General features: G+C 72.4%; 17 protein-coding genes. 13 read left to right on the forward strand and 4 right to left on the reverse strand.

Going from position 1 to position 19,072, the window contains the following annotated elements; genetic code table 11:
* Positions 1-34 precede the first annotated feature (34 nt).
* The gene (locus tag ACQPY4_RS30405; RefSeq protein WP_433326644.1) at positions 35-1,657 is read right to left on the reverse strand and encodes a BTAD domain-containing putative transcriptional regulator; all 1,623 of its coding nucleotides are present in this window, start codon (positions 1,655-1,657) and stop codon (positions 35-37) included.
* 326 nt (positions 1,658-1,983) lie between these two features.
* On the opposite strand from ACQPY4_RS30405, the gene ACQPY4_RS30410 reads away from it, so the two are divergent.
* Together ACQPY4_RS30410 and ACQPY4_RS30415 are read left to right on the forward strand one after the other, a co-directional pair.
* The gene (locus ACQPY4_RS30410) at positions 1,984-2,868 is read left to right on the forward strand and encodes a lysophospholipid acyltransferase family protein (protein WP_433326646.1); all 885 of its coding nucleotides are present in this window, start codon (positions 1,984-1,986) and stop codon (positions 2,866-2,868) included.
* 103 nt (positions 2,869-2,971) lie between these two features.
* Positions 2,972-3,532, forward strand: a complete 561-nt coding sequence (locus ACQPY4_RS30415; RefSeq protein WP_433326648.1) for a hypothetical protein — start codon at positions 2,972-2,974, stop codon at positions 3,530-3,532.
* Positions 3,533-4,059: 527 nt separating this feature from the next.
* Here the strand turns inward: ACQPY4_RS30415 and ACQPY4_RS30420 are convergent.
* Positions 4,060-4,551: a helix-turn-helix transcriptional regulator gene (locus ACQPY4_RS30420; protein ID WP_433326650.1), complete on the reverse strand. Its 492-nt coding sequence runs from the start codon at positions 4,549-4,551 to the stop codon at positions 4,060-4,062.
* 177 nt (positions 4,552-4,728) lie between these two features.
* Between ACQPY4_RS30420 and ACQPY4_RS30425 the strand changes: the two genes are divergently transcribed.
* The 8 genes from ACQPY4_RS30425 (at position 4,729) to ACQPY4_RS30460 (ending at position 15,579) form a co-directional block, all read left to right on the forward strand.
* Positions 4,729-5,907: a hypothetical protein gene (locus tag ACQPY4_RS30425; protein WP_433326652.1), complete on the forward strand. Its 1,179-nt coding sequence runs from the start codon at positions 4,729-4,731 to the stop codon at positions 5,905-5,907.
* Positions 5,908-5,972: 65 nt separating this feature from the next.
* Positions 5,973-8,402, forward strand: coding sequence for a tetratricopeptide repeat protein (locus ACQPY4_RS30430; RefSeq protein ID WP_433326654.1), 2,430 nt, complete (start codon positions 5,973-5,975; stop codon positions 8,400-8,402).
* Positions 8,399-9,649 carry a PP2C family protein-serine/threonine phosphatase gene (locus ACQPY4_RS30435; RefSeq protein WP_433326656.1) on the forward strand — a complete coding sequence of 417 codons (1,251 nt, stop codon included), beginning with the start codon at positions 8,399-8,401 and terminating at the stop codon, positions 9,647-9,649. Before ACQPY4_RS30430 ends, ACQPY4_RS30435 begins: the two co-directional genes overlap by 4 nt.
* A gap of 2 nt (positions 9,650-9,651) precedes the next feature.
* Positions 9,652-10,962: a vWA domain-containing protein gene (locus ACQPY4_RS30440; RefSeq protein ID WP_433326658.1), complete on the forward strand. Its 1,311-nt coding sequence runs from the start codon at positions 9,652-9,654 to the stop codon at positions 10,960-10,962.
* Between the two features lie 622 nt (positions 10,963-11,584).
* Entirely contained in the window at positions 11,585-12,001 is a 417-nt protein-coding gene (locus ACQPY4_RS30445; RefSeq protein WP_433326660.1) for an FHA domain-containing protein, read from the forward strand.
* The gene (locus tag ACQPY4_RS30450; protein WP_433326662.1) at positions 11,998-13,458 is read left to right on the forward strand and encodes a hypothetical protein; all 1,461 of its coding nucleotides are present in this window, start codon (positions 11,998-12,000) and stop codon (positions 13,456-13,458) included. The genes ACQPY4_RS30445 and ACQPY4_RS30450 overlap by 4 nt, the downstream gene beginning before the upstream one ends.
* Positions 13,455-14,261 (forward strand): glutamate ABC transporter substrate-binding protein, encoded by an 807-nt coding sequence (locus ACQPY4_RS30455; protein ID WP_433326664.1) that lies wholly within the window; start codon positions 13,455-13,457, stop codon positions 14,259-14,261. The genes ACQPY4_RS30450 and ACQPY4_RS30455 overlap by 4 nt, the downstream gene beginning before the upstream one ends.
* A 139-nt stretch (positions 14,262-14,400) precedes the next feature.
* A complete protein-coding gene (locus ACQPY4_RS30460) occupies positions 14,401-15,579 on the forward strand; it encodes a hypothetical protein (RefSeq protein WP_433326666.1) in 1,179 nt (392 codons plus the stop codon).
* A 101-nt stretch (positions 15,580-15,680) separates the two neighbouring features.
* On the opposite strand, the gene ACQPY4_RS30465 is transcribed toward ACQPY4_RS30460, so the two are convergent.
* Positions 15,681-16,298 carry a hypothetical protein gene (locus tag ACQPY4_RS30465; protein WP_433326668.1) on the reverse strand — a complete coding sequence of 206 codons (618 nt, stop codon included), beginning with the start codon at positions 16,296-16,298 and terminating at the stop codon, positions 15,681-15,683.
* A 136-nt stretch (positions 16,299-16,434) separates the two neighbouring features.
* Between ACQPY4_RS30465 and ACQPY4_RS30470 the strand changes: the two genes are divergently transcribed.
* Entirely contained in the window at positions 16,435-16,953 is a 519-nt protein-coding gene (locus ACQPY4_RS30470; RefSeq protein WP_433326670.1) for a PH domain-containing protein, read from the forward strand.
* A gap of 193 nt (positions 16,954-17,146) precedes the next feature.
* Positions 17,147-17,407 (forward strand): DUF1778 domain-containing protein, encoded by a 261-nt coding sequence (locus ACQPY4_RS30475; RefSeq protein WP_433326672.1) that lies wholly within the window; start codon positions 17,147-17,149, stop codon positions 17,405-17,407.
* 39 nt (positions 17,408-17,446) lie between these two features.
* On the opposite strand, the gene ACQPY4_RS30480 is transcribed toward ACQPY4_RS30475, so the two are convergent.
* Positions 17,447-18,268, reverse strand: a complete 822-nt coding sequence (locus ACQPY4_RS30480; RefSeq protein WP_433326674.1) for an NmrA/HSCARG family protein — start codon at positions 18,266-18,268, stop codon at positions 17,447-17,449.
* Between the two features lie 83 nt (positions 18,269-18,351).
* On the opposite strand from ACQPY4_RS30480, the gene ACQPY4_RS30485 reads away from it, so the two are divergent.
* Positions 18,352-18,990: a TetR/AcrR family transcriptional regulator gene (locus ACQPY4_RS30485; RefSeq protein WP_433326676.1), complete on the forward strand. Its 639-nt coding sequence runs from the start codon at positions 18,352-18,354 to the stop codon at positions 18,988-18,990.
* The last annotated feature ends 82 nt before the right edge of the window (positions 18,991-19,072 follow it).

A 19,072-nucleotide genomic window follows, 5' to 3' on the forward strand; every position in this document is an offset into this window, starting at 1 on the left:
ATTCACGCCGCCCCTACTTTCGTCAAGCACGCTGTCAGCGTTTGATGGCGGCGACGACGAACTGGCTGAACCCGCCGGGACGTCCGGCCGGGCGGGGCCCCGCCCACAGGTCGAACGCGTCCACGACGCCGGGAGGGAGGACCTCCATCCCGGGTGGAACGATCTCGGCCAGCCGCTCGCGGCCGCGCAGCACCAGGTGCTCGTCTTCGGGGGCGTCCCGCTGCACCTCCTCGATGTACCGCGCGACCTGCGTCGACAGGCAGTCGGCCGCCGCCGCGGTCACGGCGAGCATGCTGCCCGGCGCGAGGCCGTCCAGCAGCGCCGCGTACAGCGAGCGGGGGTCGAGCGAGTCGGGGGTGACGTTGAGGTTGTGCCGGTCGATGATGGCCACGGGCTCGCGCTCGTCCGGCGGCAGGTCGAGCTGGAACAGCGCGCGCACCGATGGCTGGGCGAGAAGCCGCTCGGGGTCGTCGAGCCCGCCCTGGACGAAGTCGACGCCCTCCACCCCGTGCAGGCGCTCGCGGGCGTGGTCGGCCAGCGGCCCAGAGGGGTTGGCGTAGACGAACCGCGTGCCCTGACGCGCGAGCCGCGCCCCGCGATGCAGGCTGAACCGGGCGGACGGGACGGGCGCGCCCAGTTCGAGGAAGCGCCCGATGCCGTGGTCGACGGCGGCGCGGCGGACGAACCGGTCGCCGTACTGCAGGTTCTCCAGCTGCCTCCGGCCGAGCTCGGCCCCCGTGATCGCCTGGACGAACCGCGCGGCGGCCCGGTCGGCCGCGGTGGTGTAGGAGTCGGGGCCGTCCGGGCCCTCGTCCACCAGGGCGCTCCACATGCGGGCCGTCGACAGCATCGAGACGTCTGCGCCGGACCGCATCACCGCGAGGTCGGCGGCGGGCAGCGCGGGCGGAACCACGTCGAGCAGCGCGGGGTCGTTGGCGTGGATCCTCTCGTGCAGCGACTGGAGCGCGTGCAGCGGCTGCGCGCCGCCGTCGTCGCGCAGCCGCTCGCTCAGCCTCCGGTAGAGCTCGCGCGCCTCGGCCGGACGCGACTCGCGGTACAGCGCGACCATCAGCAGCTCGCGCAGGTGCTCGCGCTCGGGATGCCGGTCGACCAGCGCGGGCAGCTCGGCGGCGACCTGCGCGTGACGGCCGAGGCTGAGCCGCACCTCGCTCTTCTGCTCGACGGCCTTGAGCCGCTCGCGCCGCAGGCCGTGGCACAGCGCGTCCATGGCGATGGTCCCGGGCAGGCCGGTCAGCGAGTTCGGCGACCACAGCCCGAGCGCGCGGTCCCACAGGAAGGCCGCCGCGTACGGATCGGAACGCGACATCTCCGTGCACACGTCCAGGAGCCGCCACCACGCCCACAGGTCGACGTGGGTGCCGGGCCCGGCCACGAACCGGTAGCCGTCGACGTCCGGGTCGCGGACGATCCGGTCGCGCCCGAAACGGGCCCGCAGCTTGCTCATCGTGTTGTGCAGGGTGTGCTTGTCGTCGGCCTGCTCGCCCCACACCAGCTCCAGCAGCCGGTCGGCGGACACCGGGGCGTTCACGCCCTCGACCAGCAGCACGAGAAGGACGGCGCGCATGCGCGGCTGGAGCTTGACGGGCGTCCCGTCGTCCCGCACGGCGTGGATGCCATGGAGGAGCGTGATCCGCATGGTGCCCACCTCCCTGGAGGACCAGCACCGTAGTGGCTCGGGCTCCTGTCACGCTGGCGAGTTGGTGAGCGCGTCCGGCCACCGGCCTCCGGCTGTCCTGATCCGGCCACGCCCCGGAATCGGCCTCACCAGCGCGAATCGAGCTCCCAGGGAGATCGGTGAGCGACTGGTGAGAACTTGGTGAGCGACTGGAGATCGGACGGGTAGGGCGCTCGCCTACGTTGGCTCACACAGGGGGAACGGTAGAGGGAACCCACGGGCTCTCCTCTGCTGCGGCCGTTCACCCTGCGACCGGGGGTGCGTCCAGGCTGGCCTAGCATTCGCCTATGCCTTCCCCAGCCGAGTGGACTCCTCCCCCCGAGCGCCTGATCCGGGCCGCGGACCTCGCGCTCGAACCGTGGCGCGCGTGGACCTCGCCCGTCTTCCACGGGCTGGACAACCTGCCCGACCACGGCCCCGCCCTGCTGGTGGGCAACCACACCGTCTACGGGGTCGTCGACGCCCCGTTGATCTTCTTCGAGATCTACCGGCGCCGCGGCGTCTGGGTGCGCTCGCTGGCCGACCGCGTCCACTGGCAGATCCCCGGCTGGCGCAAGATCATGGACTGGGGCGGCTCGGCCGACGGCACCCCCGACGCCTGCCGCGCGATGCTCGACTCGGGCGCCATGGTCGTCGTCTTCCCCGGCGGCGCCCGCGAGGCGTCCCGCGACCGCGACCAGGCCTACCGCCTCCAGTGGGAGGGCCGCCTCGGCTTCGCCCGCCTGGCCGTCGAGGCGGGCTGCCCGATCGTCCCCTTCGGCACCGTCGGCGTCGAGGAGATGTTCACGACCCTGGTGGACGCCCGCAGCCCGCTGCTGGCGCCCGGCCGCGCCCTGGGCCGCCTCGTCCTGGGCGAACGCGGCCGCCGCGACGACGCGATGCTCCCCATCTCCCGAGGCATCGGCCTCACGCCCATCCCGCGCGCCCAGCGCCTCTACTACGGCTTCGGCCGCCCCATCGACACCACCGCCTGGAAGGGACGCCAGAACGACGACCAGGCCGTCGCCGAGGTCCGCGACCTCACCGCCAAAGCCGTCCAGGACATCATCGAGACCCTCCGCGCCGAACAGTCCACCGACCCCGGCCGCACTCCCCTGGGCCGCCTCGGCCGAACCCTGGGACGCGGCATCGGCCTGAGCACCCGCCTGCTCCCCCGTCCTCTCTGCCGCTGACAGGCCCCCGCATGGGGGAGGCAGGTCCCCCATACGGGGGAACCCGCGTAGGAGCCGTTCCGAGAAATTCGAGGGGCATGCAACCAACCCTCTCGGAGAGCTCATGAACACCCCTCGCTCCATCGCGGTGGTCGGCGTGACCGTCGCGGCCCTCGGCCTCGGCGTCTCGGGAGCCACCGCGGAAACACCGAAGCGGGACGCCCCGCGAACGGTCGACGTCACGGGCACGGCGCGCGTCTTCGTCGGCGCCTACCCCGACGACGACGTCCGCATCACCTTCGACGCGCACGCCACGTACAAGACCTGGGGTCCGGACGCGACGCCCGCGAGCACGCGCGGCAAGGTGCGGATGACGCACCACTTCACCGCGCAGAACGCCACCCTCTGGTACGAGGCCAAGGTGGACTGCGCCGTCGCGGGCGGCAGCGTCGCCACGGTGACCGCCGTCATCACCGCCGCCGCGACGCCGATCAAGGACTGGGTGGGCAAGCGGATGGCCTTCACCGTCCTGGACAACGGCCGCCGCGACCAGGTCGGCAACTCCAGCCCCCACGACGACGTGCCCACGTGCCTCGGCGGCACCCGCAAGGGCGCACCCGCCCCCTTCAACCTCATCACCCACGGCGACTTCAAGGTGCGCCACAACCTCCCCCCAATCCAGTGACCTGACCAAGACGCGACTGACCCCACCTTTGCGCGAAAGTGGAAGCCGCCCGCCTGGCAGGTAGGAGGGGCCTGCCAAGCGGACGGCGGTCCAGCACCACCCACGACCTCAGCCCAAGCACGCGCCCGCCCCAACGGCACCGGGCCCGCGTCATGCGGGCGCTCGGGCCAGACGCGGGCTCGCACCAGCAACGGCGGGCTTCCGTCTGACGCGGGCTCGCGTCCGGCACGGACTCGGACCAGCGGCAACGGGGCTTGTGTCAGGCGGACGCTCGGGCCAGGCGCGGGCTGGAATCAGCAACAGCGGGCTTGTGTCAGACGCGGGCCCGAGCCAGCGGCGACGGGCTTTTGTCGGACGCGGTCAGAGGTCGGACGCGGTCGGGGTCGGTCGGGGGTCAGCGGCGGCGGGCTCGGGTCAGGCGGCGGCTCTGGGGGTCTGACGCGGGCTCGCGTCCGGCGCGGGCCCGGGCCAGCGGCGACGGCTTTTGTCAGGGGCGGGCTCGGACCGGCGACGGGGGGGGTCTGGGGTTAGGCGGCGGTCTTGGTTCGGGGTTGGAAGGGGAGGTAGCGGGCGGCGTTTCGGGGGCGGGCGGGCATGCCGGTGGACTCGACGGCGAGGACGCGGTCGAAGCGGAAGGCGCGGACGCCCCGGCGCAGGCGGCACCAGCCGACCAGGAACCAGTGGTCGCGGTGCACGAGGCAGGTGACGGGCTCGACCTCGCGGATGGTGACGTTGGCGTCGGCGTCTCCGTAGCAGAGGCGGACGACGCGGTGGTCGGAGATCGCGGCGGCGACCACGCGGGCGCGGTCGGCGGTGGACGCGTCGAGCGGTGCGGTGAGGGTGGCGAGGGTGGCGGTGACGACCTCGTCGTGGTGGGCGTCGAGGTCGATGAGGGTGCGCAGGGCGCGGCGCGCGGTGGCGGCCTGGGGGCCCGTGCCCAGGTGAGCGAGGGAGAGGCCCAGGGCGGCGATCTCCGCGGCGGTCAGGGCGGTCGTGTGGTGCGTCGCAACGTTCGCCATGGTTCGATCATACGTTCGACCACTGACATTTTGGAGCCCCCGGACGGCCACCACCTCGTCGCTTGAGAAGCGCCCCGCCCATGGTGAACACTGTTTCCCCAAAGACTCGCGATTCGGGGGAATCCGGGCAAAATACGGGGGCAGGGTGGATCAACGTTGAACGGGGCGAGACCGCCGATGTCCCGCGACGACGTCGACCGCGCCCTGGAACGGCTGCGCGGGGAGCGCGAGCGCATCGGCGCCTCACTGCTCGAACTGGAGGCCCACGACGGCCACCGCATGCTCGAAGGCGCCTCCCTCACCGGCCGCACCCAGCGTGAACAGGCCGAACTGCGGTCGCGGATCACGATGCTGTGGACGCTGTTCGACCTCTACGGCGGGACGCTCGGGGCGGCGGAGGAACTGCGCGCCCGGCACTCCAAGCCCGGGCAGGCGCAGCTCGCCGAGCTGACCCGGCTCCTCGCGGGGCCGTCGGTCGAGCTTCCCGCCGAAGAGGTGCCGCTGGAGCGGCGGACGCTGCTGGCGTCCCCCAGCGGCGAGAAGCTGACCCTCCAGGCCGTGGTCGAGCGCATGACTCCGCTGTTCGAGGAGGCCGCGCGCATGGTCGCGGCCGTGGACGGCGTGTGGTCGGCCCTGCTGACCGCCCTGGAGGAGGCCGAGGCCGAGCGGCGCGCCGTGGCCGCCCTCGACGTCCCCGATCCGGAGTTCGCACGGCTGGAACGAGAGCTGGACGAGCTGGCGCGGGCCGTCCGCACCGATCCGCTGTCGTTCGGGTCCGACACCTCGCGGTTCGCCTCCGTCCGCGACGGCCTGCGGCGGCTGCGGCGGACTCTGGCCGAGGTCGTCCAGGTCCGCGAGGGGTTCGACGAGCGCGTCCGGCGGGTGCGGGAGGTCATCGCCGACGTCCGGCGGGAGCGGGACGAGGCGCTCCGCGCCCGTGAGCAGGTCGTGGCGAAGATCGCCGACCCCTCGCTGCCCGACCTGCCCGATCTCGCGGCCTCGCTGGACGACCGGTTGTCCGCGCTGCGCGAGCTGCGGCAGGCCGCGCGGTGGAACCGGCTCGCCGAGGGCGTCCTGGACCTGGAAAGCGCGGCGGCGGACGCCCTGGAGAAGACGCGCACCGCACTGGGCCTGGTCACCGGGCTGCTGGAGCGGCGCGACGAGCTGCGCGGACGCCTCGACGCGTATCGGGTGAAGGCCGCGCGCCTCGGCCACGCCGAAGACGAGGAGCTGCACGGGATGTACCAGGAGATCCGGGGCGTCCTGTGGACGTCCCCGTGCGATCTGCGGAAGGCCACGGTCCTGCTGTCGCGCTACCAGCAGGCCATCTCATCGCGGGCGAAGGGACCGACCTGATGAGTCAATGCACCGCCCCGGGATGCTCAGGAACCGTCCAAGACGGCTACTGCGTCGTATGTGGCATGCCGCCCACACCCACCACCTCGGCCCCCGCCTGCGGCCAGCCCGGCTGCGCGGGGACCATGCAGGACGGCTACTGCGACGTGTGCGGCAACCCGCCCGCAAGCGCCGCTGCGGCCCCGTCCAACACCTGCGGCCAGCCCGATTGCACGGGCACTATGCAGGACGGCTACTGCGACGTCTGCGGCAACCCGCCCGCCGCCGCTGCGGCCCCGTCCAACGCCTGCGGCCAGCCCGGCTGCACAGGCACTATGCAGGACGGCTACTGCGACGTGTGCGGTAATCCGCCCGCCGTCAGCGCCGGATCGGCGTGGTCGGCGGCGGGTTCGTCGGCGTCGTCGGGGAGCAGCCGGACCGGGAGCAGCAGGCGGACGGGCTCGTCGCGGTCGTCGGGACGGCGCGGGATGCTGGGCGCCGGGCTGGTCGAGGTCCCCCGGGTGCCCTACCGGAATCCGTCGCAGGCGGTGAAGAGGAACCCCGAGGTGGCCGAGCACAAGCGCTACTGCAGCGCGTGCGGCGAGCCGGTCGGGCGCAGCCGGGGCGACCGGCCCAGCCGGACGGAGGGGTTCTGCGCCAAATGCGGGACGGGCTTCTCGTTCACGCCGAAGTTGAGGCCCGGCGATCGGGTGGGCGGCCAGTACGAGGTGCTGGGCTGCCTCGCGCACGGCGGGCTCGGCTGGATCTACCTGGCCAAGGACAAGAACGTCAGCGACCGGTGGGTGGTGCTCAAGGGCCTGCTCGACACCGGGGACGCCGACGCCATGCAGGCCGCGGCGGCGGAACGGGCGTTCCTGGCCGAGGTCGAGCACCCCAACATCGTCAAGATCCACAACTTCGTGCAGCACGCGGGCGACGGCTACATCGTCATGGAGTACGTGGGCGGCGAGTCGCTCAAGGACATCCTGCTCGCCCGGCGCAACGAGTACGGCGAGGACGCGCTGCCGGTCGGCCAGGCCATGGCGTACGCGCTGGAGGTGCTGCCCGCGTTCGGGTACCTGCACGCGCAGGGCCTGGTCTACTGCGACTTCAAGCCCGACAACGTGATCCAGTCCGAGGAGCAGCTGCGGCTGATCGACCTCGGCGGCGTGCGGCGGATCGACGACCAGGACGGCGCGATCTACGGGACGGTCGGCTACCAGGCGCCCGAGATCGCCGACGACGGCCCCTCGGTCAGCTCCGACCTCTACACCGTGGGCCGGGCCCTGGCGGTGATGAGCTTCTCCTTCAAGGGCTACACCTCGCAGTACATCGACTGCCTGCCTCCGGCGTCCGAGGTGCCGATCCTGCAGCGGTTCGAGTCCTACGACCGGTTCCTGCGCCGCGCGACCCACAAGGACCCGGCGCAGCGGTTCCAGGACGCCGCCGAGATGGCCGAGCAGCTCACCGGCGTTCTGCGCGAGGTGCTGGCGGCCGAGGACGGTGTCCCGAGGCCCGCGATCTCCGGGCTGTTCGGCGCGGAGCGGGCCGTCCCGGGGGCGGACGTCGCGCGCGCGGCGGCGTCCGGTGAGGCGCTCCCGCCCGTGCCGATGGCGGCCGCCGCGGCGGCGCTGCCCGTCCCGCTGGTCGACTCGGGCGACCCGGCGGCCGCGTTCCTGGCGGGCCTGGCGGCCCTTGAGCCCGCGCCGATGGCCTCGGCGCTGGCCGGTGCCGCCGAGCGGACGCCCGAGGTGAAGCTGGCGCTGGCGCGCGTCAGCCTCGAACTGGGCGACCAGGCCGGGGCGCGGGCGCTGCTCGACGAGGTCGCGGCCGACGATCCGGACGACTGGCGCGTCGACTGGTACCGGGCGCTGGCGTTCCTGTCCGAGGACCGCTGGACGGAGGCCGAGCCGATCTTCGACCGTCTCTACACCGAGCTGCCGGGCGAGGCCGCGCCGAAGCTGGCGCTGGCCCAGTGCCGCGAGCGGCGGGCGCCGCGCGAGGCCGCCCGCCTGTACGAGACGGTCTGGCGCACCGACCCGAGCTACATCAACGCGGCGTTCGGGCTGGCCCGCGTCTATCTGGCGGCCGGTGACCGGGCGACGGCCGTCCAGGTGCTCGACTCGGTCCCGAGGATCTCGATCTACTACGTGTCGGCCCAGGTCGCCGCGATCGCCACGGCGATGCGCGGACGCGAGCCGGCCTCGCTCACCCCGGCCGAGCTGGTGCGGGCGGGCGAGCGGCTGGAGGCCATCGACCGCCACTCGCTGGCCGACGAGCGGCGCGACCGGCTGGCCGCCGAGATCCTCAAGGCCGCGCTCGACTGGGTGGAGCAGGGCGCGCAGACGGCGTCCACGCACGGCGGGGAGCTGATGGGCGTCCCGCTCGCCGAGCGGGCGCTGCGGGGCAGGCTGGAGTCGACCTACCGGCAGCTGGCCCACCATTCGCGGGACCGCGACGAGCGCCGGACGCTCATCGACCGGGCCAACATCGTGCGTCCGAGGACGCTTCTGTGACGGGAGACCAGGGCGTGTCCAAGGCGACGGAACCGGTCTGCGCGACCTGCGGCGAGGCCATCTTCGCGGGCGAGGAGTTCTGCGAGGGGTGCGGTCGGCGCCTGGGCGACGGCCCGCTGCCCGCCCCGGTCGCCGTGCCGCGCGAGGGCGTGACGATGAAGGTCAGGCCCGGCACCGGCGAACCCGCCACGCTCTCGCGGCGCTGCGCGGGCTGCGGCGCCGCCGCGATCGACGCCGACGGCTACTGCGAGCGCTGCGGGCTGCGGCAGCCCGCCGACCGCGACCATGTCGAGGTCGAGCTCCCCGGGGGCGTGGCCGCCGGGGTGAGCGACCGGGGGCTGCGCTACAGCCGCAACGAGGACGCCCTGGCCGTCGCCGAGCACCCGTCCGGCATCGCGGCGGTCGTCTGCGACGGCGTGGGCTCATCCCAGCGCCCGGACGAGGCGTCCGCCGCGGCGGCCGAGGCGGGCGCGACCGAGCTGGTCGCCCAGCTGAAGGCGGGCACCGAACCCGCCGCCGCGATGCTCGGCGCCATCCTGCGCGCGGCGGACGCGGTGGCGGCGCTGGCCGGCTCACCGTCCGACGCACCCTCATGCACGTTCGTGTCAGCCGTGACGACACCTGAGGAGATCGCCGTCGGCTGGGTCGGCGACAGCCGCGCCTACTGGCTCCCCACCCCGCCAACCGAGACCGCCCCCGCCAGCGAAACGGCCCCAACGACCGAAACACCCCAGACGACCGCGACAGCCTCACCGAACGGCCCCACCACGGCAGGCGGCACCGCCCCACCAGACGCGACAGACCCGGCGAGCGATCCCGAGGACACGGCTGAGATCGTCCCGCCGTATGAGCGGGTGCTCGGCGAAGCGCGTCAGTTGACCGACGACGACTCGTGGGCCGCGTTCATGGTCGCCGAGGGCGCGCTGACCGAGGAGCAGGCCGAGGCGCACCCCAACGCCCACGTCATCACCGGGTGGCTGGGCGCCGACAACGACGAGGTCCAGCCCAACGTCAGGACGTTCACCCCGGGTGTCCCCGGGACGCTCCTGGTGTGCAGCGACGGCCTCTGGAACTACCTCCCCGCACCGCAAGCCCTGGCGTCGGTCCTTCAGGACGCGGGCGCCGACCCGGTGGCCGACCCGCTCGAAGCCGCCCGGGTGCTGGTCAAACACGCCCTTGAAGCGGGCGGCCGCGACAACATCACGGTCGCGGTGCTGCCCGTCCCCCATAGCGACACGGAGGCATGACGATGAGCGAGCAGCCCCAGTTCACCATCAAGGTCGACCAGAACAAGTTCCTGCCCGAGGGCGGGCGCGAGGTGCACGCGATCGTCTCCGTCGAGGCCACCGGGTCCCCCGTTACCGGACGTCCCCGAGGCGGCGCGGCGGCCGAGGTCATCATCATCGACACCTCCGGCTCGATGTCCTACCCCGACACCAAGCTCCGCTCGGCCATCGCCGCCGCCCAGGTCGCCATCGACACCCTGCGCGACGGCGTGAACTTCGCGGTCGTGTCCGGCTCCAACAACGCCGCGATGGTGTACCCGCCGCAGGCGCACCTGGTGCCGGCCGACGCGACCACCCGCGGGCTCGCCAAGGACGCGCTCAGCCGCCTCAAGGCCAGCGGCGGCACCGCGATCGGCTCCTGGCTGCGCCTGGCCGACCAGCTCTTCGACATCCACCAGGACGGCATCAGGCACGCCATCCTGCTCACCGACGGCAAGAACCAGCACGAGTCGGCCGAGGAGCTCGACGCCGTCCTGTACCGCTGCGCCGGACGGTTCGTCTGCGACTGCCGCGGCGTCGGCACCGACTGGGAGGTCGCCGAGCTGCGCAAGATCTCCTCCGCGCTGCTGGGCAGCGTCGACATCGTCGCCGACCCGCAGGACCTGGTGGCCGACTTCCGCGCCATGACCGAGGCGGCCATGGGCAAGGAGGTCGCCGACGTCGCGCTGCGCGTCTGGACGCCGCAGACCGCCAAGCTCAAGTTCGTCAAGCAGGTGATGCCCTCGGTCGAGGACCTCACCGCCCGCCGCGCCGACTCGGGCCCGCAGGCGGGCGACTACCCGCTCGGGGCGTGGGGCACCGAGAGCCGCGATTACCACATCTGCGTCGAGGTGCCTCCCGGGCAGGTCGGCAAGGAACTGCGCGCCGGATGGGTCAAGCTCGTCATCCCCGGGGGGCCGGGACAGGAGGAGCAGGTCCTGGCGACGGGCAACGTCCTGGCCCAGTGGACCGACGACGAGGCCCAGTCCACCCGCATCAACGCGCGCGTCGCCCACTACACCGGCCAGGTCGAGCTCGCCGAGGTCGTCCAGGAGGGCCTCCAGGCCCGCAAGGACGGCGACCTGGACACCGCCACCGCCCGGCTGGGCCGCGCCGTCCAGCTCGCCGAGGAGGCGGGCAACGACGCGATCACCACGATGCTGCGCAAGGTCGTGGACGTCGTCGACCCCGCCACCGGCACCGTCCGGCTGAAGAAGAACGTCGACAAGGCCGACGAGATGGCGCTGGACACGCGCTCGACCAAGACCGTCCGGACCCGCAAGGGCGAGGGCTGAGCGCATGGCCACCTGTCCCGCCGGGCACAGCTCCGGCGCCGACGACTACTGCGACGTATGCGGCGAGCGCATCGGCGGAACCCCGACCCCCTCCGGCGCCTCCCCCACGAGGACGATGCAGCTCGCGACGTCGTCCAGCGGCACGCCCTGCCCCGACTGCGGCACCCCCGCCGCCGACCGCTTCTGCGAGGAGTGCGGCTACGACTTTGCCACGGGCGGCGGCCGCCCCACCCCGGCCCCACCCCCGCCGGGAACCGCACCACCCGCACCGGGCTCGAGCACCGCACCACCCCCGCCGGGCACCGCACCGCCGCCGGGCTCGGGCACCGCACCGTCCGGCCCAGCCCCGGAAGGCGCGCAGTCCGCGCCAGCCCCGGGAGCCGCACCATCGCCTCTGCCCCCGGGCACCGCGCCGTTCACCGCGCCCTCGGGTAACGCACAGTCCGGCTCGGCCCCAGGCACCGCATCACCGCCCCCGGGCACCCCACAGCCCGGCTCGGCCCCAGGCAACGCGCCAGGGTCGGGCGCCGCGCCATCGTCTCCGGCCTCGGGTACCGCGTCATCCGTGCCGACCCCGGGAGCCGCGCAGTCCGCGTCGGGTCCGCCCCCCGGGGAGGGCGCCGTGGGGACGTGGGTCGCTGAGGTTGTGGCCGACCGGGCGTACTACGAGCGCGTGATCACCGAGAACGGGCATGACCCGGCGGACGTCCCGTTCCCCCCGTATGCGCCCGACCGCGTGATCCCTCTGACGGGCGCGCAGGTGCTCATCGGACGGCGCAGCCTGTCGCGCGGCACGTCCCCCCAGATCGACCTGCGCGAACCGCCGGAGGACCCGGGCGTCTCGCACGTCCACGCGGTGCTGCTGGCCCGCCCGGACGGCACCTGGAACCTGGTCGACCCGGGCTCGGTCAACCGGACCTGCCTGAACGGCTCCACCGAGCCCATCCCGCTCAACGTCGAGGTCCCGGTCGGCGACGGCCACCGGATCCACGTGGGCGCCTGGACCACGATCACGCTCAGGAGAGGCGGCGCGTCATGACGGCCGTACAGCAGGCCCCCACGCCGCAGCCCCCGGCGGCGCGCACCAAGGCGCCCTCGAAGGCCGCGCGGCTGATGCCGTCCACGGTGGCGTCCCGCGTCCGCGCGCTGACGGCGGGCGTGGCGGTGGCGCTGGTCGCGCTGATCGCGGTCACCTGGGTGGCCGTCGGGAACGCCCGTGACGGGGTCCGCGTCATCGGCCACGACGCGGGGCCGCAGGTCGTCGCGACCGGCGACCTGTACTTCCAGCTCACCGACATGGACGCGCAGCTGGCCAACGCGCTGCTGATCGGCCGCACCCCCGGGCTCGGCGGCGGGCGGGACCAGGCGCTCAAGCGTTACGAGGAGGACCGCAAGCGCGCGGGCAAGGCCCTGCTCCAGGCCGCCAAGCTCGCCGACGAGGACGCCGAGGAGCAGACCGCGCGGACCGTCCTGGACGCCCTGGCCCGCTACGAGCGGGTGGCGGGCCAGGCGCTGATGACCGACCAGCAGTCGGGCCACACCGCCGGTCCCCCGCCGCAGCGGGTCACCGTCCTGTACCGGCAGGCCACCGACCTGATGAAGCTCGACCTGCTGCCCAAGGCCTACAACCTCACGCTCGACAACGGCACGCTCGTCCGGCACACCTACGAGTCCGAGCGCGACGCGGTGATCGACGGCCGCACCTGGGTGCTGGTCACCGGGCTGATCCTGCTCGCGGGGCTGGTGGGGCTCCAGCTCTTCCTGGCCCACCGGTTCCGCCGCCTGCTCAACCCGGCGCTGGCGCTGGCCACGCTCGTCACGCTGGTGCTGGTCGCCGCGGGGACGTCGATGCTGTCCGGGCAGGCGAACCACCTGAAGGACGCCAAGGAGGACGGCTTCGACTCGATCCTGGCCCTGGCCCGCGCCCGCGCGATCAGCAACAGCGCCAACGCCGACCAGACCCGGTTCCTGCTCGACCCCGGGCGCGCCGACACCTACGAGCAGGTGTTCATGAGCAAGTCGCAGTCCGTCCTGTACCTGCGGGCCGACAACCTCAGCGCCTACAACCAGAAGGTCCAGGCCAGGCTGGGCGGAGCCGCGGGGACGTCGAGCTCGGCGGGCGGCGAGCGCATCCTGGGCCTGCTCGGCGCCGAGGCCGACCGGAGCGACCTGCGCGGCCAGGACGACGCGCTGCGCGCCGTCCTGGCCCGTTACCGGACGTTCCAGCAGGACGACTTCACTCTCAGGGAGATGGTGGCGGCGGGACGCCGGAGCGAGGCCATCGAACTGCGGATGGGCGACGCCGACCGCGACTTCCGCGCCTACGACGCCTCGATGCTGAAGCTGATCGGCATCCACCGCGCCGCGTTCGACAAGGCCGTGGACGCCGGAGACGACGGGTCCAGCGGCTGGAACGTGATCCTCCCGGTCGGGGGCCTGGTCATCCTGGCCCTGCTGCTCGTCGGGGTGCGTCCCCGTTTGGCGGAGTACCGATGAGGGCGCGGGCGGGCGCCGCGCTGCTGCTGGGCCTCGGCCTGGCGGCCTGCGGCGTCGCGGGCGCCGAGGAGGACGCGATCTCCGGCAAGGAGCGGCTGGTCATCGGGGTGAACGGCGACCAGCCGGGCGTCGGGTTCCAGAAGGGCGGCACCTTCACCGGGTTCGACATCGACTTCGCCGGGGCGATCGCGTCCCGCCTCGGCAAGAAGGTCGCCTTCCGGCGCGTCACCTCTGCCACCCGCGAGACCATGCTCCAGCGCGGCGAGGTCGACCTGGTCGTGGCCAGCTACTCGGTCACGCCCGAGCGCAAGGAGAAGGTCCTGTTCGCCGGGCCGTACTACGTCGCCCACCAGGACATCCTCACCCGCCGCGCCGATACGGGGATCAGGACCGTCCGCGACCTGAAGGGACGCCGCCTGTGCGACGTGGCGGGCTCGGTCTCCTACACGCGCGTGACCAAGGAGAAGAGCGTCGCGGCGATCAGCGCGCCCGCCCCCGGGTACAACGACTGCCTGGCAGACCTCGTGGCCGGACGAACCGACGCCGTCTCCACCGACGACCTGATCCTCGCGGGGCTGGCCGCGTCCGCCAAGGCACCGCTCCGGATCGTCAACACGCCCCTCTCCGACGAGCTCTACGGCGTCGGCCTGAGACGCGGCGATGTGGACGGCTGCGAAACGGTCAACAAGGCCATCACGCGCCTGTACCAGGACGGCACCGCGGCGCGCCTTCTCACCCGATGGTTCGCGCCCGTCGGCCTCAAGGTCACCACCACGGTCCCGCAGTTCGAAGGGTGTGAATGACCACCCGCATGGCAAAGACCAGACCCCTCGGCCACTGAGATCAGTCGGTTACGTAAGCGCGGGTCGCGCCGCGTGATCGTAAGTTATGGTCGCGATCAAACCCCGTTCCGATATTAAGAACCGGACCGCAAGGAGCGCCATGACGACGGTCATCCTGGTGGTGATGTGCGTCGTGGTCGGGGCGCTGGAGCTCTACGCGGGCAAGCAGAGCAAAGACCAGCAGCGCGCGTTCGTCCGGCGGATCGACGAGCTCAACGACCAGGTCACCAAGCAGAACGGCGTGCTGGTGACGGTCGGCGAGCAGCTCACCGCCGAGATGTCGCGGGTCAAGCGCGAGGTGCTGCCCGCCCTCGACTCCCGCCTGCGCCAGAACACCGGACAGGTCGAGGAACTGGCCACCCTCGTCGCCCAGGCCGACGACTACCTGCGCACCCAGGCCGGACGCCTGCACGACCTGGAGAAGCAGCGCATCACCCTGGCGGCCCTGCGCCGCAAGCTCTCGGAGGTCGAGACCTCCGTCCGCTCCGTCACCGCCGCGGGCAACGCCGCCGTCGAGGGCAAGGTCGACGCCGCCCTCGACCGCCTGGCCGACCTGGAGCAGAGCGGCCAGGAGATGCTCGAACTCCAGCGCACCCTCACCCGCACCCTCGAAGACGTCGAGGACGTCGTCAACGAGCTGCTCCAGTTCACCGAGGGCGAGCTGGAGGAAACCGTCGCCGGGACCCTCGCCGACCGTCCCGCCTCCGTCACCGCCACCGGACGCCTCTGGACCCGCGACACCGAGCTCGAGGACATCCTCACCGAGATGTACGAGAGCTGCGTCCGCGCGTCCCACCTCAACATCCGCTTCCGCGTGGCCGACGGCCCCGAGAACCCGCCCCCGGGTGCCCCGGAACAGCGACGCTACTTCCTCGCAGGCCAGCCCATGGAAGACCTGGCCGGCGCCTTCACCGCCCTGCTCATCTCCACCGGCGCCGACCTCCCCCACAACGGCTCCACCCCCGGCCGGGGCCTGTCCACCCGGGTCGAACCCGGCCATCCCCCCGGCATGGAACCCCTCCGCCAGCCCGAAGACGAGGCCGCCCTCAAGGCCCTCCTCCGCACCCTCCAGGAGAGCTCGGGCGCGATCGTCCAGATAGGTCCCCTGATGGCCGTCCGGACCCGCGACGAACTCCTATGCGCCGTCCTGACCCCGCCCCAGTCCCTGGAACTCGAAACCGACGAGATCTTCTGGGACCCGGCCACCGCCACCGTCCGCCTCCGCCGGCTCCCCACCCACCAGCTCTGGGACCTGACCGCCTGGTCCACGACCCCCTGACGCTCCCGGGGGCCGTTGCGCCGGCTACTGGGGCTGGCGCGGCGCAGGGGGCGCCGCCACCACCCATGACGTCCCCCGGGGGCCGTTGCGCCGGCTGCGGCTCAGGTGAGGGCCGGGACCGGGTCGTTGGTGAGGCCGTACGCCTGGATGGTCCGTTCGGAGGGGGCGCCGATCTTCACGAGGACGGGGCAGACCACGGCGCCCGTCTGGCGGTCCACCTCGGCGCAGAGGCCCACGCCCTCCGCGCGGTCGAGGAAGACCACGTTCTCCACGGCCTTGGCGGCGCGGACGGCGTAGGGCACCGAATCGGCGTCGCCGACCTCGTACAGCTCCTCGAAGGTCAGGCGGCGCGCGTAGCGCAGAAGCCGGGACGCGTCCACGACGCGGGTGCCGATGGCGGCGGCGGGCCCCGCGATCACGATGCCGAAGCTCGGATCCTCCTTGCCCCGGACATAGATCTCACGATCGGGTTCGAGTCCGCGTCGCCTCCGGGTCAGGTGCAGACCGAAACCCGAGTCGCCGTTGAGGAACCCCGACGGGCCCAGCCCACGTGTCCCTCTGACGGCTCCTGCGGGCTGCTGCCACCCGGGGAGGTAGATGCTCAGCCCCCGCATCAGGAGACGCCACACAGGGCGTCCGGTGACGTCCGGGACGAACTCTCCCTGCGGCCCGCGAGCACCCGCGGCCCCGTTCCCTGAGGGCTCCCGCGCACCGTCCATGTCGTCCATCTTGTGGTGGCTTGGGCACCCGCACAAGACCAACCGGACAAGTCCACCTCCGTTACCGCGCGGCCCCCTGCGCCCGAACCCCCGTTCGGCTACCGTTGATCTCCCAGATCATGACGAGGGCGCCACCATGAACGTGCAAGACATGATGGTCTTCCGCGACGCGGGCTCGCGAACCGTCGACCGGTATCTGATGGCCCACGAAGGCCGGGTCATCGCCGTGCGCCGGCACCCCGCCGTCCTGCTGCTGCCCGTGGCGGCCGTGGTGGTGGGCCTGGTCCTGTGCGGCGTCATCGGCGCCGCCCTGGGCGTCATGTGGGTCTGGTGGCTGTGGGTGCTCACCCTCGGCTACCTGGTCTGGAAGGTCATCGCCTGGTCCATCGAGTTCTTCCTGGTCACCGAGCACCGCGTGATGGTGATCAACGGCGTCCTGAACCGGAACGTGGCGATGATGCCGCTGGCCAAGGTCACCGACATCGCCCTGGAACGTTCGCTCAGCGGACGCATGCTCGGCTACGGCGAGTTCGTCATGGAATCGGCCGGCCAGAAGCAGGCCCTGCGCAACGTCGGCTTCATGCCCTACCCCGAGCAGCTCTACCTCGAGGTCTCCTCGGTCATCTTCGGCGCCGAGGACGAATCCCCGGACTGACCCGACGCGCGCTCGGACCACCCCGTCCACCAGGAGTCCCGCACCGCGACCCACCGGCCGCTTCGGCGCCTGGGGGATTCCCCTCTTTGGGGTGGCCCGTTACGCCCAACCTTCATATTCTCCTTCCTAGTGGGGATGCCGCAGCCGCGTCCGGGGGCGTACTTTGAGATGCTGCAAGGAGGGAGACCCGGCCATGTCCGAGTCGGCTCACCAGGATCTTCCCGTCATCCGAAACGACGACCGCATCGAGCTCGGGACGTCCGGCGAACAGCACCTCGTCATCCGCAAGGCGGCCGAACTGCTCGGCTGGACCGTCCACCAATACGTCCTCAGCGCCGCCCTGGACCGTGCCGAGCGCGACCTCTACGAGCACGCCGCGGCCGAACGCGGGCCCACTCCCGAACCGGACGACCCGCCCGAGCCCTTCACCGCCGTCGTAGCCGCCCTGGGCTGACGTCCCTCTCAGGCCCTCCCTCAATCCGGAGCCGAGCGGTCACAGCCGCCGGCTGAGGAACTGTTCAACGGTCAGCAGTCCCGGGTGCTGCCGACGCAGAGCCGGGATGTCGGCCCGATACCCCTCTTCCGCGAACCACTCGAACATGCGCTCCTCGATCGGCAGGGCCTCCAGACGAGTCGGGGTGCCGGTGACCCGCTGGTAGATCTCGGCGACCCGCGTGAAGGAGATCTCGTCACCGGCCAGCTCGATCTGACGTCCGACGAACTCCTCCGGCCTGTCGAAGGCGTCGGCGGCGAAGACCCCGATGTCGTCGCTGGCGATGAACTGCATGGGCCTTTCCGGCTTGACCGGCAGGGACATCAGCCGCTCGTCCTGGGCGTCGGCGTAGTGCAGCAGGTTGTTCATGAAGAACACCGGACGCAGGATGGTGGCGGGCACCCCCAACGCCAGGATGTGCCGCTCGATCTCGGCCTTGCTCTCGAAGTGGTCGATGCCGGTGCCACGTTCAGCACCGCCCACGGAGCTGTAGACCAGATGGGCGACGCCGCTCTCCTTGGCCACATCAGCGACCGCTTTGCCCTGCCGCACCTCGGCGGCGAGCGTCTCCGGCTCATGAGCCAGCGCCTGGACGCTGAATACGCCGCGCACCCCGTCCATCGCCCGGCGCAGCGAGCCCGCGTCCTCGAGGTCGCCCTGGACCAGTTCCGCGCCCTCACCCCGAAGCTCCCGCGCGGCGGCCTTCTCCGGATCGCGCACCAGCGCGCGCACTCGCCTCCCCCGCGCCAGCAACGCCCGCGCAGTGGCTCCCCCCTGATTGCCGGTCGCACCCGTGACAAGGACGACGTCGTTCGTAGCCATGAAGGTTCCTCCTAATTCGGAGCGTTTCGCTCCGGGAAAATATAACCCGGAGCGAACCCCTCCGCAATAGCTATGCTGTGGCCATGACCGAGGCCGCGACGCCACGCAAGCGGGGACCCCAGGCCCAGGCCGCCCGCAACGACCGAGCGCTGCTCGAGGCCGCCCGCCAGGTGTTCCTCACCCAGGGCTTCGACGCGCCGGTGTCGGCCATCGCCGAACGCGCGGGTGTGGGCATGGGCAGCCTCTACCGCCGCTACCGCACCAAAGAAGAGCTCTTCCAGCGGCTGTGCGCCGACTCCCTGGAACACCTCGCGACAGCGGCGCAGGAGGGCTTGCGGATCGACGACGCCTGGCAGGGCTTCGTCCACTACGTCCGGCAGTGCGTGGCCTTCGGCTTCGGAGCGCTGGCCCCTCTGGCCGGAGCCATCGAGGTCACCCCGCAGATGCGCCGCGCCGGCCAGGAAGCCCAGCACCGCATCGACCAGCTCATCGCCCGCGCCCAAGCCGCGGGAGCCCTCCGCCCCGACGTGACCGCACTGGACATCTCACTGCTCATCGGCCAGTTCAGCCGCCAGGCCCCGACCCCACCCCTGCCCGACCAGGCCGAGGTCCAGTCCCGCCACCTGGCCATCGTCCTGGACGGCCTCAAGGCCCACAACACCGATCCCCTACCCGGCAAGCCCCCCGACCTCCAGCGCTACCAAGCCCTCTGGAACACCTGACAGTCTCTGGGGACGGGCTCTGGAACTCGGCCCACCGCCGGCGATGGCTCAGCCACGACAACACCAGGCCACATCCCGAGAT

Source organism: Spirillospora sp. CA-294931, assembly GCF_050946795.1.
Taxonomy (GTDB): Bacteria; Actinomycetota; Actinomycetes; order Streptosporangiales; family Streptosporangiaceae; genus Spirillospora.

Coding starts and splice junctions, on each gene's coding strand:
- ACQPY4_RS30425 (WP_433326652.1), top strand. CDS start 4,729: ATGTCCCGCGACGACGTCGACCGCGCCCTGGAACGGCTGCGCGGGGAG.
- ACQPY4_RS30420 (WP_433326650.1), bottom strand. CDS start 4,551: ATGGCGAACGTTGCGACGCACCACACGACCGCCCTGACCGCCGCGGAG.
- ACQPY4_RS30460 (WP_433326666.1), top strand. CDS start 14,401: ATGACGACGGTCATCCTGGTGGTGATGTGCGTCGTGGTCGGGGCGCTG.
- ACQPY4_RS30480 (WP_433326674.1), bottom strand. CDS start 18,268: ATGGCTACGAACGACGTCGTCCTTGTCACGGGTGCGACCGGCAATCAG.
- ACQPY4_RS30440 (WP_433326658.1), top strand. CDS start 9,652: ATGAGCGAGCAGCCCCAGTTCACCATCAAGGTCGACCAGAACAAGTTC.
- ACQPY4_RS30450 (WP_433326662.1), top strand. CDS start 11,998: ATGACGGCCGTACAGCAGGCCCCCACGCCGCAGCCCCCGGCGGCGCGC.
- ACQPY4_RS30430 (WP_433326654.1), top strand. CDS start 5,973: ATGCCGCCCACACCCACCACCTCGGCCCCCGCCTGCGGCCAGCCCGGC.
- ACQPY4_RS30485 (WP_433326676.1), top strand. CDS start 18,352: ATGACCGAGGCCGCGACGCCACGCAAGCGGGGACCCCAGGCCCAGGCC.
- ACQPY4_RS30455 (WP_433326664.1), top strand. CDS start 13,455: ATGAGGGCGCGGGCGGGCGCCGCGCTGCTGCTGGGCCTCGGCCTGGCG.
- ACQPY4_RS30475 (WP_433326672.1), top strand. CDS start 17,147: ATGTCCGAGTCGGCTCACCAGGATCTTCCCGTCATCCGAAACGACGAC.
- ACQPY4_RS30405 (WP_433326644.1), bottom strand. CDS start 1,657: ATGCGGATCACGCTCCTCCATGGCATCCACGCCGTGCGGGACGACGGG.
- ACQPY4_RS30410 (WP_433326646.1), top strand. CDS start 1,984: ATGCCTTCCCCAGCCGAGTGGACTCCTCCCCCCGAGCGCCTGATCCGG.
- ACQPY4_RS30470 (WP_433326670.1), top strand. CDS start 16,435: ATGAACGTGCAAGACATGATGGTCTTCCGCGACGCGGGCTCGCGAACC.
- ACQPY4_RS30465 (WP_433326668.1), bottom strand. CDS start 16,298: ATGGACGGTGCGCGGGAGCCCTCAGGGAACGGGGCCGCGGGTGCTCGC.
- ACQPY4_RS30415 (WP_433326648.1), top strand. CDS start 2,972: ATGAACACCCCTCGCTCCATCGCGGTGGTCGGCGTGACCGTCGCGGCC.